General features: G+C 32.4%; 16 protein-coding genes. 10 read left to right on the top strand and 6 right to left on the bottom strand.

Annotated features, from left to right (window positions below; genetic code table 11):
• Positions 1-4: 4 nt before the first annotated feature.
• Both ACFVRR_RS00795 and ACFVRR_RS00790 read right to left on the bottom strand, forming a co-directional pair.
• A complete protein-coding gene (locus ACFVRR_RS00795; RefSeq protein ID WP_387323675.1) occupies positions 5-1,321 on the bottom strand; it encodes a potassium transporter TrkG in 1,317 nt (438 codons plus the stop codon).
• 164 nt (positions 1,322-1,485) lie between these two features.
• Positions 1,486-2,400: a DMT family transporter gene (locus ACFVRR_RS00790; protein WP_387323673.1), complete on the bottom strand. Its 915-nt coding sequence runs from the start codon at positions 2,398-2,400 to the stop codon at positions 1,486-1,488.
• Between the two features lie 117 nt (positions 2,401-2,517).
• On the opposite strand from ACFVRR_RS00790, the gene ACFVRR_RS00785 reads away from it, so the two are divergent.
• The 5 genes from ACFVRR_RS00785 (at position 2,518) to ACFVRR_RS00765 (ending at position 7,093) form a co-directional block, all read left to right on the top strand.
• Positions 2,518-3,246, top strand: a complete 729-nt coding sequence (locus ACFVRR_RS00785; RefSeq protein ID WP_387323671.1) for an alpha/beta hydrolase — start codon at positions 2,518-2,520, stop codon at positions 3,244-3,246.
• Between the two features lie 113 nt (positions 3,247-3,359).
• Positions 3,360-3,875, top strand: coding sequence for a YjcG family protein (locus ACFVRR_RS00780; protein ID WP_387323669.1), 516 nt, complete (start codon positions 3,360-3,362; stop codon positions 3,873-3,875).
• Positions 3,872-4,303 (top strand): GNAT family N-acetyltransferase, encoded by a 432-nt coding sequence (locus ACFVRR_RS00775; RefSeq protein ID WP_387323667.1) that lies wholly within the window; start codon positions 3,872-3,874, stop codon positions 4,301-4,303. The genes ACFVRR_RS00780 and ACFVRR_RS00775 overlap by 4 nt, the downstream gene beginning before the upstream one ends.
• A gap of 211 nt (positions 4,304-4,514) precedes the next feature.
• A complete protein-coding gene (locus ACFVRR_RS00770; RefSeq protein WP_387323665.1) occupies positions 4,515-6,809 on the top strand; it encodes an ATP-dependent helicase in 2,295 nt (764 codons plus the stop codon).
• A gap of 143 nt (positions 6,810-6,952) precedes the next feature.
• A complete protein-coding gene (locus ACFVRR_RS00765; RefSeq protein WP_387323663.1) occupies positions 6,953-7,093 on the top strand; it encodes a hypothetical protein in 141 nt (46 codons plus the stop codon).
• A 54-nt stretch (positions 7,094-7,147) separates the two neighbouring features.
• Here ACFVRR_RS00765 and ACFVRR_RS00760 read toward each other — a convergent pair whose 3' ends face one another.
• Positions 7,148-7,498: a DUF1360 domain-containing protein gene (locus ACFVRR_RS00760; RefSeq protein ID WP_387323660.1), complete on the bottom strand. Its 351-nt coding sequence runs from the start codon at positions 7,496-7,498 to the stop codon at positions 7,148-7,150.
• Positions 7,499-7,788: 290 nt separating this feature from the next.
• Between ACFVRR_RS00760 and ACFVRR_RS00755 the strand changes: the two genes are divergently transcribed.
• Entirely contained in the window at positions 7,789-8,334 is a 546-nt protein-coding gene (locus tag ACFVRR_RS00755) for a CotY/CotZ family spore coat protein (protein ID WP_387323658.1), read from the top strand.
• A gap of 61 nt (positions 8,335-8,395) precedes the next feature.
• Here ACFVRR_RS00755 and ACFVRR_RS00750 read toward each other — a convergent pair whose 3' ends face one another.
• Positions 8,396-8,911, bottom strand: coding sequence for a CotO family spore coat protein (locus ACFVRR_RS00750; protein WP_387323656.1), 516 nt, complete (start codon positions 8,909-8,911; stop codon positions 8,396-8,398).
• Between the two features lie 242 nt (positions 8,912-9,153).
• On the opposite strand from ACFVRR_RS00750, the gene ACFVRR_RS00745 reads away from it, so the two are divergent.
• The gene (locus ACFVRR_RS00745; RefSeq protein ID WP_387323654.1) at positions 9,154-9,627 is read left to right on the top strand and encodes a spore coat protein; all 474 of its coding nucleotides are present in this window, start codon (positions 9,154-9,156) and stop codon (positions 9,625-9,627) included.
• 376 nt (positions 9,628-10,003) lie between these two features.
• Positions 10,004-10,669 (top strand): DUF2642 domain-containing protein, encoded by a 666-nt coding sequence (locus ACFVRR_RS00740; protein WP_387323651.1) that lies wholly within the window; start codon positions 10,004-10,006, stop codon positions 10,667-10,669.
• Between the two features lie 447 nt (positions 10,670-11,116).
• On the opposite strand, the gene fabI is transcribed toward ACFVRR_RS00740, so the two are convergent.
• Entirely contained in the window at positions 11,117-11,887 is a 771-nt protein-coding gene (gene fabI / locus ACFVRR_RS00735; protein WP_091024015.1) for an enoyl-ACP reductase FabI, read from the bottom strand.
• A 379-nt stretch (positions 11,888-12,266) separates the two neighbouring features.
• Between fabI and ACFVRR_RS00730 the strand changes: the two genes are divergently transcribed.
• Positions 12,267-13,430 (top strand): FtsW/RodA/SpoVE family cell cycle protein, encoded by a 1,164-nt coding sequence (locus ACFVRR_RS00730; RefSeq protein ID WP_387323649.1) that lies wholly within the window; start codon positions 12,267-12,269, stop codon positions 13,428-13,430.
• A 163-nt stretch (positions 13,431-13,593) separates the two neighbouring features.
• Positions 13,594-14,352 carry a bis(5'-nucleosyl)-tetraphosphatase PrpE gene (gene prpE, locus ACFVRR_RS00725; RefSeq protein ID WP_387323647.1) on the top strand — a complete coding sequence of 253 codons (759 nt, stop codon included), beginning with the start codon at positions 13,594-13,596 and terminating at the stop codon, positions 14,350-14,352.
• Between the two features lie 192 nt (positions 14,353-14,544).
• Here the strand turns inward: prpE and ACFVRR_RS00720 are convergent, their stop codons facing one another.
• Positions 14,545-15,432, bottom strand: coding sequence for an RluA family pseudouridine synthase (locus ACFVRR_RS00720; RefSeq protein ID WP_387323645.1), 888 nt, complete (start codon positions 15,430-15,432; stop codon positions 14,545-14,547).

Genomic DNA, 15,432 nt, shown 5'->3' with positions numbered 1-15,432 from the left:
CTCCTTACCCAACTGCTAAGTCTTTTTCAACATATTTTAATTTTTGATTATCTACGCGTAGTACGAAATAGATCAGTGTGAAAATCCCAATTCTTCCAATAAACATTAGTAAAATTAATATTATTTTTGACACACTATGGATATTTGTTGTAATCCCTAATGATAATCCGGTATTTGTAATTGCCGATATGGCCTCTAGTAAAATTAAATCTAACTGAAACGGTTCAAAAATCGAAATTATGATTGTTGCAGCTGTGATTAATATGATAAAGCTCATCGCAATAACAAATGCACGGTCAACAACCTCTTTCTTTACACTTGTTCTAAAAATAATAGTATCGTCCTGTGACTTAATGACTGAAAACATTTTTGCAGCTAAGACCGATACTGTTGTTAACCGAATCCCGCCTGCTGCACTCGATGAAGCTCCACCAATATACATCAGCACTAAAAGGATTAAGATTGCAGGCAATGTGAGTTCTGCAATATCAAGAGGTGCATATCCACCATTTCGACTCGTTACTGATAAAAAAAATGAATTTGTTAGTTGATCAAAAAAATTTAAATGTTTAAACGCATGGCCTCTTTCTAAAAGCCAAAATACAATTGTACCAAGTATCATAAACGAAAAATGCAGACGCATATTAATCCTTGTAAATAAGGATTTTTTCTTGTTGTATTTATAGATGTACTCCATAATAGTCGGATATCCTAATCCGCCTATAAAAATTAATGCTGCTGTTACGATTAAGACTAAATTATTTTTTTGAAATGAAATTAAACTATTACCAAATAAATCAAAACCTGTGTTTGTAAAACTTGCAATTGAATGGAAAGCAGTAACTAATAAAGTTTCTAATACAGTGTCATATTTCCCTCTAAATTGACTATAAAAAAAGAGTCCACCGATAAATTGAAAAAATAATGATGTATATAAAACTGATAAACTTAATCTTTTTATTGATTTAATACTACTTTGATTTTGATCCTTCGATACGACTAGTAAATTTGAAATCGTCATCCGAATACCGAGGATCATAAAACCATAACTAATAAATACAACAATTCCGATTGCACCAATTTCCATTTGGATCATTAATAGTATTTTTCCCCACACATTAAAGGTCTCAACTAAGTTTACTGTTGTTAACCCAGTCACACTGATCGCACTCGTTGAAACGAATAAACTATCTATATAACTTATATTCGAAATTCTCGTAAATGGGAGATAGTATAAGAATGAAAATAAAAATGTAATGATGATATAAGAAATAAATATGTAATGGAGAGGATTTTTGGCTTTTTTCTTCTTTTTTTTCATATGTAGCTCTTTTCTCCTTTAATCGGCCGGATAAAAATTTATGGAATATTTTTCTAATAGCTATTATCTATTCTACCTATTTTTAGTTAAAAAACAAAAAAACTTTCAAACCGTATGAAAGATTTGAAAGCCTTTTTAAATAATTATTAATTTAATTGGTTGATCTAAGCTGATGAAGAATTATCTGTTTTGACTTGTATTGATGACACTTCTTTTTGTTGTTGATATAAGTACAAGAATACACTCACAATGACAATCGTACCTCCAATTAACTGAAATGATGATAACATTTCGTGAAGAAGGAATACGGCTAAAATTGATGCACCAACTGGTTCCCCAAGTATACTCATTGATATTGTCGTAGCATTTACGTAATTTAATAAATAGTTATTTATAATATGTGCTAATGAAGGAATAATGGCAGATGCAATAAATATGATCCAATCTTTTGATTGGTAATCAAAGAAATTATCCATCGTTACGATATTATAGATTGTTAAAAATGCAGCTGAAAATGCGAAAACCCAGAAACTATACACCCAATGAGATGTATTTTTTACAGTTGTTTGTCCAACCATTAAATAGAGTACTGCAGCAATTACACTTAAAAATGAAAGAATATCACCTTTAAACGCTGACATACTTAATCCGATATCACCGAATCCTATTAGACATACACCAATGATCGCGATAATCATACATATTTTAGATTGCATAGACGTTCGCTCTTTAAATACAAAGAATCCAAGAATCATTGCAACTAATGGCTGAAGAGCTAATATAATAGTTGAGCTCGCCACTGAAGTGAAAACTAATGAACCATACCATAAAATAAAATGGACAGCTAACATTAATCCACCTAAAGCAAAAGATTTATAATGCGATTTTTTTAAAGCTTTTAACTCATTTTTTCGCTTCAATACAAATGGTAACATCCATATACATGTAAACCAGAGGCGATACATGCTTAAAACAGATGGGGAAGCTTTCGTCCATTTAGCTAATATAGCTGATGTTGAAATTGCAATAATGGACAAAATTAATAAAGACATCATTGCATTAGGTTGTTTTTTACTCATGTTTCACCTCTTTTAGACTTATTTTTGTAAGCGTTTAATACATTTTACTTTTCTAAATTTTTTGTATGAAGTAACATCTAATTATATCATCCTAGGGAAAAGAAGAGGAGACATTTTATGATTCAAACAAATGGTACTAGAGAAGAACATACACTATATAGTGAACACATTAAAAAAGAAATTACATTTACAATATACTATTCAAGCATGTACACTCCGTTAATAAAACATCACTTATTAATTGCTCAAGATGGACAAGACTATTTTAATTTAGGAAAAGTACATCGAGTAATTGAAAAATTAACAAAAGAAGGTTCAATTCAACCTACAATCATTGTAGGAATTCCATATTCTTCACCAGAGGAGCGCTTTAAGCTATACCACCCTTCTCAAGTGGGACAAAAAAATTATATTCGTTTTTTAGCTGAAGAATTACTTCCATATTTAGATGATCATTTACCTTTACTAGGATTAGCCCATAGCAGAACATTAATCGGCGATTCATTAGGTGGTACTGTTTCATTACAAGCTGCATTTACATATCCTAATACTTTTGGTCAAGTCATTATGCAATCTCCATTTGTGAACGATGATGTGATAGAATTTTTAGAGAATACAAAATTAAATTCAATTCTCTCTATTGTACAAACTGTTGGAAAACAAGAAGAAAATGTTTTTACACCAAGTAAGCAATGGGTTAATTTTGTCAAAGGCGGACTACAAATAAAAGATATTTTAGCTAACTTCCCTGTAGAATTACATTATGCAGAATATGAAGGGGACCATACTTGGACAAACTGGGAAAAGCAACTTGAAGAGTTATTAAAAATTAGTTTAGCTAAATAATTCGTGAAACTTAGCGATTTTCAAAAAATTTGGTATAATTAAAATTAGTTATTTTTATTTCGTTAATTTTTTCAAATTAAAATATACAGTATTGTAAACAGGAGGTAATTTTTATGAAATGTGGCGTTGTTATTTTCCCATCTAATTTAGTTCAAGATAAGGCTAATGAGTATAGAAAACGTTTTGATCCAGCTTATACGTTAATCTCTCCTCATGTAACAGTAAGAAGTGGATTCGAATTAAGTGAAGATCAACTTCCAAATATTATTTCACAATTAAATGAAATTGCGAGTCAAATTGAACCATTTGAATTGGAAATTAATAAGGTAAGTTCTTTTGCACCAGTTAATAATGTCATTTATTTAAAAGTTACACCTGTTGAAGCATTAAAAGAGCTTCATGAAAAAATGCACACTGGCGCTTTCCCAGAAATAAAAGATTATGCATTCGTACCGCATATTACAATTGGTCAGCAATTACAAGATGCTGAATTTGCTGATATTCTAGGCCAGTTACGCATGATTCAGTTTAGTTACAATGAAGTAGTAGATAGCTTTAAATTAGTTTACCAATTAGAAAACGGTGCTTGGGAAGTGTATGAAACATTTAAATTAGGAGCAAAAAAATGAGCATTCGCATATTAGTAGCAGCAACAGACGCAAGTATACAGGACGCTCTTAAAGTAAGAGTAGAAGTTTTTGTAGAGGAACAACAAATTTCAAGAGAATTAGAGTTTGATGGCCTTGACGAAGAATGTATACATTTTGTTTCATACGATGGAGACCAACCGATTGCTGCAGGTCGACTTAGATTAATCGAATCGACTGGAAAAGTTCAACGAATCTGTGTGTTAAGCAACTATCGAGGAAAAAAAATTGGAAATGAAATTATGTACTTAATTCATAAAACTGCAAAGGATAAAGGTTTAGATCAATTAGTCTTACACGCACAAGAATCTGCCATTCCTTTTTATGAAAAATTAGGTTATAATATCTCTTCCGAAATATTCTTTGAAGCTGGCATTCCACATGCAGAAATGAAACTAAAATTAAATTAAACACACTTAAAACTATGATTCAATTGAATCATAGTTTTTTCATGGGGATTTAAAAAACTATACACGGGGCTATGTAACAAACAATAGTCTTACTAATGTATTTAGTTCGATCCATATGAAAAGATACTATTTTCCCATTAAAATTCACTTTTCGTACACAAATCTTTTTGGTAACATAGATGAGTCTGCTTTAATTTTAAGGGGGAAAATAATGAAATTTGCAAACTATCAAAATCAATCAATCTATTTACCAGAATTCCCTCGATCAAGATATGAGGAAATATATCAAGCCAGTTTTCGCGGGGAAGTTAAATGTGTTAATTGTCTTGAAAAATTAAGTTTCACTTTAACTATTTATGATATTCCTCATTTTTATCATATAAACAAAGAGCAAAATCTAGCATGTATGAATCATAACGTAGAGTTGGAGCAAGAAATTATTGCTAGATTTGAAAATAATCATTCTACTAACGAAAATACTAACGATCGAATTATTAAACTACCTACTAAGCGTTCGATCTCAAATACAGCTACAATCGAAAAAACAGATGAAAATCAATTTATTAACAGACTACCTTTTTACAATATTCCACCATATAAAAAAAATGAACAAAAGACGGATGAATTTGTGATCAATCAAGTTTCATTAGATTCACAACAATGGAACGCTGTTACACATATCGGTTCACCATTACTTGTACTTGCTGGAGCCGGAAGTGGTAAAACACGAGTCATTACAACTCGAGCAATGCATTTAATGAATAGCGGTATACTCCCGCATGAAATGATGCTAGTTACATTCACGTCTAAAGCATCTGCAGAAATGAAAGAAAGAATGAAAGGTCTAGGTTACCCTATCCAACAGATGGAAATTGGTACCTTTCATAGTATTTTTTATAAAATGCTTTTACGATTTGACCGTGCAAAATGGGATTCAAGCCGTTTAATTAAATCGGATTTTCAAAAGGAGATCATGTTAAAGCAAATTGGTCGACGACTTGAAATTGATGAAAAGTCATTTGCATACGACCAAGCTATTCAACAAATCGGCTTATGGAAGAACTCTTGTGTTTATCCCCATGAGATCAGGTCAAAAGATGCTTGGGAAGAACAGGTCGCTTCTCTTTATGAAGGCTATGAATCATTGAAAAAGCAAAATGGGCAATTTGATTTTGACGATATGTTACTCGGTTGCTTTGAAATGTTAAATGAAAATAATGAAATACTCTTACATTATCAAAATCGATTTAAATGTTTATTAGTAGATGAGTTCCAAGATATTAATAAAATCCAATTCAATATTCTAAAAATCCTTTTTCAACATACAGAAAATATTACGGCTGTTGGTGATGATGACCAGTCAATTTATGCTTTTAGAGGAAGTGACCCTAGGTTTATCTTGGACTTTAAAGAACATTTCCAAGGATCTACAATTTATCATTTAAGTGAAAATTATCGTTCCACGCACGGGATCGTATCATTGGCAAACGAAGTCATTAAGCCTAATAAAAACCGTTTTGTAAAATCAATGCATGCTCAATATGACTACGATCAAGTACCTTCTTTCTTCTTTCCATACGATGAAGAAGAAGAAGCAACGATGATTATTAATGATATGAAAGAAAAAATAAATAACGGAGCAAATCCAGGTCAATTTGCAATTTTATATCGTACTAATACTTCATCAAGGGCTGTTTTTGAGCGTTTAATTGGAACAAACTTACCTTTTTCAATCGATCAAGATGGTGACTCATTTTATGATCGACCGATTATTCGAAAAATGATTTCTTTCTTACTATTAATAGGAGATGAGGACCACCAAGCAGCATTAAAAGAAATATTACCGGTCTTTTTCCTAAAACAACAAGCATTTCAAGATGCAAAAATGAATAGTGTTTTGCAAAATCTATCTTTCTTAGAAGCATTTACCACTATTAAAAGTGCAGCACCATTTCAAATTAAAAAAATTGAAAATCTGATCAAGATTTTACGTTATTTAAAACACGCATCTCCTTTAGAAGCAATTGAGCGAATTGAAGAAAGTCCAGCATTTATGGACTATATTAAAAAGCGCGGAAATGAATCTAATAAAATCGAACGACCTTCTGATGATTTAAGAGATTTAAAAGTCGTAAGCAAAAACTTCAAATCAATTCGAGAGTTTGTTGAACACGCATTTCATATTTCTGCTAAATTTAAAGAATATAAGCAGAAAAAAAATCAGTCATCACAAGGTAATATTTCGCTTTTAACAGCTCACCGTTCAAAGGGATTAGAGTATGATTATGTCTATATTCTAGGTGTTGTAGACGGAGGATTCCCTCATGATTATGCTTTAGAATCTTTAAAAAATGGTAACTTAGATCAACTAGAAGAAGAACGTCGCCTTCTTTATGTGGCATGTACAAGAGCTAGAAAGCTATTATACTTATCAATTCTTCAAAAAAGAAGAGGCAAAAAAGCTAATTCTTCAAGACTAATTCGACGTTTTATTAATAAGAAATGAGATTGAACTAATTAATTTTAAATATTGGACTAAAATAAAGGTGAGCAAATATGCTCACCTTTTTATAATTTATCGTCTAGTTGTTCTACTGCCACAGCCACAACCTGATTTTTTCACATAGCCGTCCGGAGCTCCTTGATAATATGGGTTATAGTTCGCTTGATTCATTTGTTGCTGCATTTGTTGTTGTTGCACTTGGTACTGCTGGTGTTGTTGTTGGAGTTGTTGCCATTGATAAGGAGTCATTTGACCCTGACCTTGATTATACATATCTTCCCTCCTAAATAAGTCTATTCACAATAGTATATGAAAGGAATTTTCAATCGTTCTACCTAAAATTACATATTCAGTCTATTAACAATCGTTTCTATTACGCCAGCTGCCCCTGCAATAGCTAATAAAATGATGATAAACTCTCCCACATGTGGGAAGAACACATATATTAATAGTAAAAACGCTGTACACCAAATTCCACTACACCAAGTACAACTTAATAACTCACCAAAAAAATATTGAATTCCACTTCCTTTAATCTTTGTATAAGTAACTGGCATCCCATTCTCTTCAAGCGTTATTTCATCAATAAAAGGTCTTCTTAGAAAAGCTGTTATTTTGTCGTGAACAACTAAACGGGTCAATCGAAAGCTTGCCAAAATTAAGATGAATAGCAACAACCAACTTATATCCATGTTAAGTACGAAGGACAAGGGATACGGATGCAAGGGGTAAATAATCTCACTTCCTTACCCTACATTTATGCTCCTCTAATCCCTTCCAACCCTTCTCCTCCCCTTTTCTTTTTTACTCTCCCTATTCCCCTATTCAGATCTACGCTCTTCTTTGTATTACCTGCTTTAACTGTACTACTTTGCTCCTAAGCCCATTTATCTAAAAAAGCAAAAATCTTCAGTAACCGTTTTTCGCCTGCTTAATATCATAGTAATGTAATATCCATCTAAAGTGATAAGGAGTGAAAATGATGAGTTGCAAAGACAACCACGACAAAAAAAGAAACCATTGTGTATGTGACGTTGTAAAATTCATAAATGATCTACAAGATTGCGCAACACACACTTGCCCAACAGGTTGTGACGTTCCATTCTTAGGTGCTAACCCTAATGTACCACTTGCAAATACTCGCCCTTTCCTATTGTATTTAGCAAACGGTGAATTATTTAGAGTACCAGCATTTAATAATAATATGATGGCAGTCATGGCACAAGCTAATCAAAATCAAAATCAAGACGGCAATCAAAACCAAAACAAAAACGCTCAAGTTAACAATTGCCAAGATACAGTTGTTTTCCGTGTTGAAAGTGTAGACGATGATTGCTGTGCAGTATTAAGAGCATTAGTTCCAGTTAAAACAAATCAAGGCGGCGGAAACAAAAACCAAAATCAGAATACTTTCTGCGAATTAGTAGAATCTGACATGTTTGTTGCTTCAAACACTTGTGTAACTGTTGACTTAGATTGCTTCTGTGCAATCCAATGCTTACGTGACGTACACGTTTCAAATCTGTAAGTTTAATGTAAACTAAAAAACTATGGGTGGTAGATCATGTATCTACCACCTTTTTAACGCCTTAAATACCTACCATTTGAATACTTACAATACTTCGAATATCCAATTGAACATCATTAATTTTTGAGGAAACCTTAATTGAAACCTTTCCTTCGTTGTAATCCATAATATAGCCAATATATAAATCTTTTTCTGTTCGAATTCGGCACTCAACTTTTGGGATATAATGAGGCTTATTTATCATAAATAAGACTTTTTCTTCGTTCGTCATAGCTTTAAATGGTTTTTTCATCCAAGCATTGTCTGCTTCGACTTGTTCTTCTTGTTGCTCTTCTTGTTGCTCTTCTTGTTCATCTAAATTCACAACATCTTCTAATTCTTCTACTTCTTCCAATTCCTCTATTTCTTCCACTTCCACGTATTTAGAAGCTACATATTCTTTATCCTTTTGTTTTTGATCCTGATTATTTACTTTGACCACATATGAGTGTTGTACGTTCAACTTGGCTTCTTGGAAATCTGGCTGCGCAATATATAATAATGGCTTTACACCCTCTTTAGACTCTTTTCTTGCCATTGTTGTTCCTCCCTCGTAAGTGTGCTCTCATAAATTATATGAACAGACAATATTTATCATGTTACTTTTTTCTCAATCAAGTAACCTACAAGTTTTATCGAAATACGAAATAATTGCCTATAAACACTTGACCAATTTTGAACATAATCATAGAAATTGGACAAATATCCTAGTACAAACAATTGACAGGGCACATATAAATACATTGTAACCGCACAGAAAAAACAAGGAGCGATGAAAAAGTGAATAAAGAGTTATTCTCAGTATTCGTAGGTAAAGGAGTTAGAATTGGTCGAGGAGGTCATGAATCTAAAGAAGGTTTATTAATTGGTGCATTTGGAACACATATTGCTCTTTTTACAGAGGCTGAAGGTGTAATTTACTTCCCTTATACTCATATTAAAAGCGTAACTTCATTTGCAAAAGGTAAATTAGCTTATGATGAAATGTACAATACGATTGAATTATTACCAAACGAGAGTTTTGTAGACTTATTAAATTCTCAAGTTAGACAATGGGTAAAAATTAATCGCGGTGGCCACGACAAAGTTGAAGGCATTCTTCTTGATGCAAACCATGATTATGTAGAAATTTCTTTTAACGATGAACTAGTGTATATTGCTACTTATCATGTAAAAAGTGTAAGTTTCGGAGAAAAATTTGAAGTTTACGAAAGAAGTAATACGACAAGCCAAACATTAAGAAGAAGAAAATAATGTTTAGAAAGGTCGTTTTATGAAATAAAACGACCCTTTTTTTATAAAACTTTGACCCTCGATGCCATTCTAATTATGTAAACCCATTATAAGTAATTTGAAACTATACTTAATTTTGAGTGGTAATCAATAAATCATTGGAAGTATGCTGTTAAACTAACTGATCCAACTATAAAATTTTCAAACTTAATAATCTTTTTTCATTCATATAAGACAGGCACTATCTACTTTGCCAACCTTTAAGTGAAATGATTGATTTTATTTAGACAAACTATCATCCTATCGATATGCCCAAATTAATAAAATTGAAAATCCTTTTTCAGAAATGAACATGTCTGAATAATAATGATTTATCTTTTTAAGAAAGGAGAAAATCATGGCAAGTTTCAAAAATTTTCTCAACAAACAAGTTACAATTGAAATATCCGGTAACAGTAATGTTGATGGAATCTTAATTGAAGTTGGAAATGATTTATTAGTTGTTTTCAATGGTGAACATTTCCTTTATATTCCACTACTTCATATTCATAACCTTAGTGAGAGTATAACTGAAGAATCCTATGGTGTTGTTCCGTCATTGCAAGAATTGGAACACGAAAAAGATGAGTTATCTTTACGTAAAGTATTAACTGCAGCCAAAGGAATCTTTGTTGAAATTAACCTCTCAAATAATCGTTCTTTTCATGGCTTTATTACTACCATCATGAATAATTACTTTGTATTCTATTCACCGATCTATAAAATCATGTATATATCCCTCCAGCATTTAAAGTGGTTAACCCCGTATCTCACAGAAAAAACCCCTTATATGTTAAGTCATAATTTATTACCTGTTAATCCTTCTAATATCCCTCTAGCGCGCACGTTAGACGTTCAATTAAATAAGTTGATTGGTGAATTAGTCGTAATGAACAGTGGAGAAAATTACGAATATATAGGTAAGTTGAGTTCAATTGACTCAAATTTCATAGAGTTGACTACATCTAGAGGAGAAAGCAAATTAGTAGGTCTTCGTCACTTGAAATCAATTTTTATTCCGTAAGAATTAATAAATTAAAATGCCACATTTACAATAAAAAAGTGCCTATTTACTATCATCATAAGAAGGCACTTTTTTTATTTGACTACTGTCAGGTAGATATCACTAACTGAATGATTATCCATATAATGAAGAACACTTATTTCCGCAATTGAAAAACAATCTTTTCAATTAATTATTAATTTTTCGTAAAAGGAGTAGAGTGATGTTGATTTCCACTACAGGATGCTCGCTTTCCATGGGGCGAGATTCTTTAGCCTTCCCGCTTATCCCATAGGATGGGTATGTTATTTTCGTCTGCTAGCTGTCTTACTTACTCATGAACCCCTTATGAGTATGTTATTTACATATTTTGGCTGTCTTTCTTACTCATACATGAACCTTTTTATGATTGTTAGATCAAAACAAAAAAATAGAAGTCATTTAGACTTCCATTTTCTTTTACACTTCTTATCCCATTATATGGTATCCTGAATCAACATGAATGTTTTCTCCAGTAATACCTCTTGCTAAGTCACTAAATAAGAATAAAGCAGAATCTCCTACTTCTTCTTGTGTTACGTTTCTACGTAAAGGTGCTTTTTCTTCGATCTCTTTTAAGATTGTATTAAAGTCGCCTACTCCTTTTGCAGAAAGCGTACGGATTGGTCCTGCAGAGATTGAGTTAACGCGAATATTGTATTTCCCTAAATCGTTTGCTAAATAGCGTACAGAAGCTTCTAGAGCTGCTTTAGATACACCCATTAGGTTGTAGTTTTGCATTACACGCTCTCCACCTAAGTAAGTTAGAGTAACAATGCTTCCGCCTTCAACCATTAATGGTTTTGCTTCACGAGCTACACCTACTAAAGAGTAAGCACTAATGTTTTGTGATAATAAGTATCCATCACGGCTTGTGTCTACAAAATCACCTTTTAAGTCCTCTTTATTAGCAAAAGCGATACAATGTGCTACACCATGAATTGTGCCTACTTGCTCTTTAATTGAAGCAAAGCATTTTGCTAAATCTTCATCACTAGTTACATCACATTGAACTAAAAGATTGTTTGGATTTTCAAGTGAGTCAGCTAATTCACGAACACCTTTTTCTAATCTTTCATTTGCGTATGTAAAAATTAAATTTGCTCCCGCGCTATGTAATGATTGTGCAATACCCCAAGCGATACTACGGAAGTTTGCAACACCCATAACAACAAAAGTTTTTCCTTGCAATGAAATCATATCATTCATCTCCTTTATTATTAGTTATTAGTACTAGATACTAAAATAGTAGCACAAATACGATGAATTGAAAATAGTAAAGTTATATAGAGCTTTGTCCACATAAAGAAAACTCGTAGACTGACGAGCCTTTTAGGCGAAGTCAGAGGCGTAGTTGAACTTATACTTTGTTCCTAGAATTGGCTACCACGTCGAGTACTATTCCTATCTGCCAACTTATATTTTAAAGTGAAAAATATAAATATAATAGTTTATTTAAAAAGAGTTTATAGTTTTGAATTCCTTTAAGGACAAAAATAAATTATAATGATGATTGTCGTACATTAAAAGTGCCTATTTAAAAGCATACTAATAAAACTTATTATAGAGAGGTGAGGACATGAAGGAAGACCGTACATCTCCCTTTCAAATTGATTTCAAATTACTTTTTATCCTTTTTTGTATTGCCGTTGTAAGTTATCTTGCAATTACTAGTGCAATGCCAAGCCTTCCTGCAAATCTAAGAAACATCAATTTCGCTGGACAACAAATTAAATGGTATATCATTGGACTTGTTGGTATTGCCTTTATTATGATTATTGATTTTGATCGATATAAAAATGTTATTTGGTATATGTATGGTTTTGGACTACTCCTACTACTTGGATTAGAACTGCATATTCCAGGTGCTAAAACCATAAAAGGTGCAACGGCATGGTACACATTACCTGGTATTGGTAACTTCCAACCATCTGAATTAATGAAGATTTTTATGATCATTATTTTAGGAACGATTATTTCAAGACATAATGAATTGTACGCTGTCCGTGGAAAGAGAGAAGATATTTTACTTTTAGGTAAAATATTCGGTATTGCATTGCCTCCTCTACTATTGATTGCGAAAGAGCCTGACTTAGGAAATACAATGGTTATGTGTGCAATTATCGCGACAATGATCTTAATATCTGGAATTCGTTGGCGCTATATTCTTGGACTTGTTGTATTAACGATTGGCCTTGGTGCTTTCATGGTTTATCTATATTTTTATCATTTTGAATTTTTCACATCGCACGTGCTTGAGGAATACCAGTTAAATCGTTTTTACGGTTGGTTAGCACCGTATGAATACCCTTCTCAAGGTTATCAGCTTACTCAGGCATTAATGGCAGCTGGTTCTGGTTTACTTACAGGTAAAGGGTTCCATAACGGTGAAGCATACTTCCCTGAACCACATACAGATTTTATTTTCACAGTAATCTGCGAACAATACGGGTTCATAGGAGCAAGTGTAGTCATTTCATTATTCTTTTTATTAATCTATCGAATGATTCATATTGCTTTAGAAAGTAACGACAAATTTGGTAGCTATCTTTGTGCTGGTGTAGTCGGAATGTTTACTTTCCAGATTTTCCAAAATATTGGTATGACGATCGGACTATTACCGATTACAGGGATTACTCTACCATTCGTAAGTTACGGAGGAAGTTCTCTAGCAACCAATCTTCTAGCAATTGGATTCATCCTTAATGTAAGATCAAGAACAAATAAGTATATGTTTGACTGATAGAGTAGAAATACAAAAAACAGGGGTAAAGATCTAATGAAGATCTTTACCCCATCTTTTTTTATATTAACAATACTCTTCTTGGAAAATACTTTTACACTGTTTTTTTGGGGCATACTACGATTATGACTAGTTGAAAAAACAGACTAAAAGGATTGATAGGATGAAATACGATATTATAGGCGATATTCATGGTTGTTATGATGAATTTGTTGAACTAACTAAAAAACTTGGTTATTCATGGGAGAATCATATTCCTGTTCACCCTGAAAATCGAAAATTAGTTTTTGTTGGTGATTTAACGGATCGCGGCCCTAATTCACTTGCAGTTATAAAAGTAGTATATGAACTTGTGATGAAGCATAAGAAAGCACATTATTCACCAGGGAATCATTGTAATAAACTTTATCGTTATTTTCTTGGTCGCAATGTAAAAATTCAACATGGACTTGAAACAACAGTTGCTGAATTAGAATCAATTAGTGGTAAAGAGAGGAGCCATTACCTGGCATCGTTTAAAAAACTTTATGAAGGCTCCCCACTTTATAATGTTTTAGACAATGGAAAATTAGTTGTTAGTCATGCTGGTATACGTGAGGATATGATCGGTAAGCATTCAAATAATGTTAAAACATTCGTTTTATATGGAGATATTAATGGAGAAGTCCTTCCAAATGGGATGCCTGTAAGAAAAGATTGGGCTAAAGAGTATAAAGGTAAAGCATTAATTGTTTATGGTCATACTCCAATAAAGGAACCAAGAGAATTAAATAATACAATTAATATTGATACTGGCGCTGTTTTCGGTGGTAAGCTAACAGCATTTTCGTATCCAGAACATAAATATACTCAAGTACAATCTTCCATGCCATACATTGAAGAAAAATTTAGTTTTTACGAAGAAACAGAAAGCAGAGTTTAGGAAAAAAGATACAAAAAAAGTAGGTTTCTGATCGGAACCTACTTTTTTACTGATAATGTAAGCGCTCACTTATCAGCTTAATATATTAGTCTCTTCCATCCCCATGGAGAAACACTACATACTAAAAATAATCTATTAATCATATATTGTCAATAATTTATACAAAATTTAGACAAATTTATTACTTGACATTTACGACTTCAATAATCTCTCTAAATCAACAGATAAAGCGATTTCAAAGTTTTTCTCCGTATGATCAATTGGATGAACAAATGACAATTGATAACTATGCAACGCCTGCCTTTTTAATCGATCAGTATTACCCCCATATAAGTCATCCCCAATTAGTGGATGTCCAATCGAAGACATATGAACCCGGATTTGATGTGTTCGTCCTGTTTCTAATTCTAATTCAACAACTGAGTTGTCCTTATTTACTAAAAGGACTTTATAATGTGTGATAGCTTCTTGTCCCTCTTCAGAAACAATTCTCTCGATAATACTATCACTTTTCCTAGCAATCTTTGCTCGTATTACACCTTCTTTATTCTTCATTTCCCCATGAACAATTGCTAAATATTTTCTTTTTACATTTTTTAATTCATTTTTCGAAAACAAATAATGAATATAACGATTTTTAGCAATTAACATTAATCCCGAAGTGTCTTTGTCTAATCGAGTTACAATATGGATGGTCGATTGGAGCCCGATTGTTTGATAATAAAATAATAATCCATTTGCAAGAGTACCCTTTGGATGCTCTCTAGAAGGTATACTTGGTATTCCAAAAGGTTTATTGATGACTAATACAGCATCATCTTCATAAACAATTTCAAAAGGAATATCTTCTGCTATAAGATCCTCACTTGGTTTCTCGATTGGAAAATAGATTTGGACAAGATCTAATTCTTTTAAAATCGTGCGGACAGTTTTTTCTTCACCGTTTATTGTAATTTTTCCACCTTGAAATTTAATATCTGTGAGAGCACGTTTAGAGAGCTCCTTTAATTTAAGAAACTCTCTAAGTAAAATTCCATTATGCTCTTTTTTTACTTCCCATGATAAACTAAATTGCTTCAT

The sequence above is a fragment of the Gottfriedia sp. NPDC057948 genome (assembly GCF_042887255.1).
Classification (GTDB): domain Bacteria; phylum Bacillota; class Bacilli; order Bacillales; family Bacillaceae_G; genus Gottfriedia.
Note: the sequence above shows the minus strand (reverse complement) of the source record. Positions and strands in the feature narration are given on the sequence as shown.

What these genes read in the sequence shown, in the direction of transcription:
- ACFVRR_RS00760 (WP_387323660.1), bottom strand. Translation starts at nt 7,498, where the DNA reads ATGGATATAAGTTGGTTGTTGCTATTCATCTTAATTTTGGCAAGCTTT.
- ACFVRR_RS00740 (WP_387323651.1), top strand. Translation starts at nt 10,004, where the DNA reads ATGGCAAGTTTCAAAAATTTTCTCAACAAACAAGTTACAATTGAAATA.
- ACFVRR_RS00755 (WP_387323658.1), top strand. Translation starts at nt 7,789, where the DNA reads ATGAGTTGCAAAGACAACCACGACAAAAAAAGAAACCATTGTGTATGT.
- ACFVRR_RS00785 (WP_387323671.1), top strand. Translation starts at nt 2,518, where the DNA reads ATGATTCAAACAAATGGTACTAGAGAAGAACATACACTATATAGTGAA.
- ACFVRR_RS00780 (WP_387323669.1), top strand. Translation starts at nt 3,360, where the DNA reads ATGAAATGTGGCGTTGTTATTTTCCCATCTAATTTAGTTCAAGATAAG.
- ACFVRR_RS00750 (WP_387323656.1), bottom strand. Translation starts at nt 8,911, where the DNA reads ATGGCAAGAAAAGAGTCTAAAGAGGGTGTAAAGCCATTATTATATATT.
- ACFVRR_RS00720 (WP_387323645.1), bottom strand. Translation starts at nt 15,432, where the DNA reads ATGAAGCAATTTAGTTTATCATGGGAAGTAAAAAAAGAGCATAATGGA.
- ACFVRR_RS00730 (WP_387323649.1), top strand. Translation starts at nt 12,267, where the DNA reads ATGAAGGAAGACCGTACATCTCCCTTTCAAATTGATTTCAAATTACTT.
- ACFVRR_RS00795 (WP_387323675.1), bottom strand. Translation starts at nt 1,321, where the DNA reads ATGAAAAAAAAGAAGAAAAAAGCCAAAAATCCTCTCCATTACATATTT.
- ACFVRR_RS00770 (WP_387323665.1), top strand. Translation starts at nt 4,515, where the DNA reads ATGAAATTTGCAAACTATCAAAATCAATCAATCTATTTACCAGAATTC.
- prpE (WP_387323647.1), top strand. Translation starts at nt 13,594, where the DNA reads ATGAAATACGATATTATAGGCGATATTCATGGTTGTTATGATGAATTT.
- ACFVRR_RS00775 (WP_387323667.1), top strand. Translation starts at nt 3,872, where the DNA reads ATGAGCATTCGCATATTAGTAGCAGCAACAGACGCAAGTATACAGGAC.
- fabI (WP_091024015.1), bottom strand. Translation starts at nt 11,887, where the DNA reads ATGATTTCATTGCAAGGAAAAACTTTTGTTGTTATGGGTGTTGCAAAC.
- ACFVRR_RS00790 (WP_387323673.1), bottom strand. Translation starts at nt 2,400, where the DNA reads ATGAGTAAAAAACAACCTAATGCAATGATGTCTTTATTAATTTTGTCC.
- ACFVRR_RS00765 (WP_387323663.1), top strand. Translation starts at nt 6,953, where the DNA reads ATGGGTTATAGTTCGCTTGATTCATTTGTTGCTGCATTTGTTGTTGTT.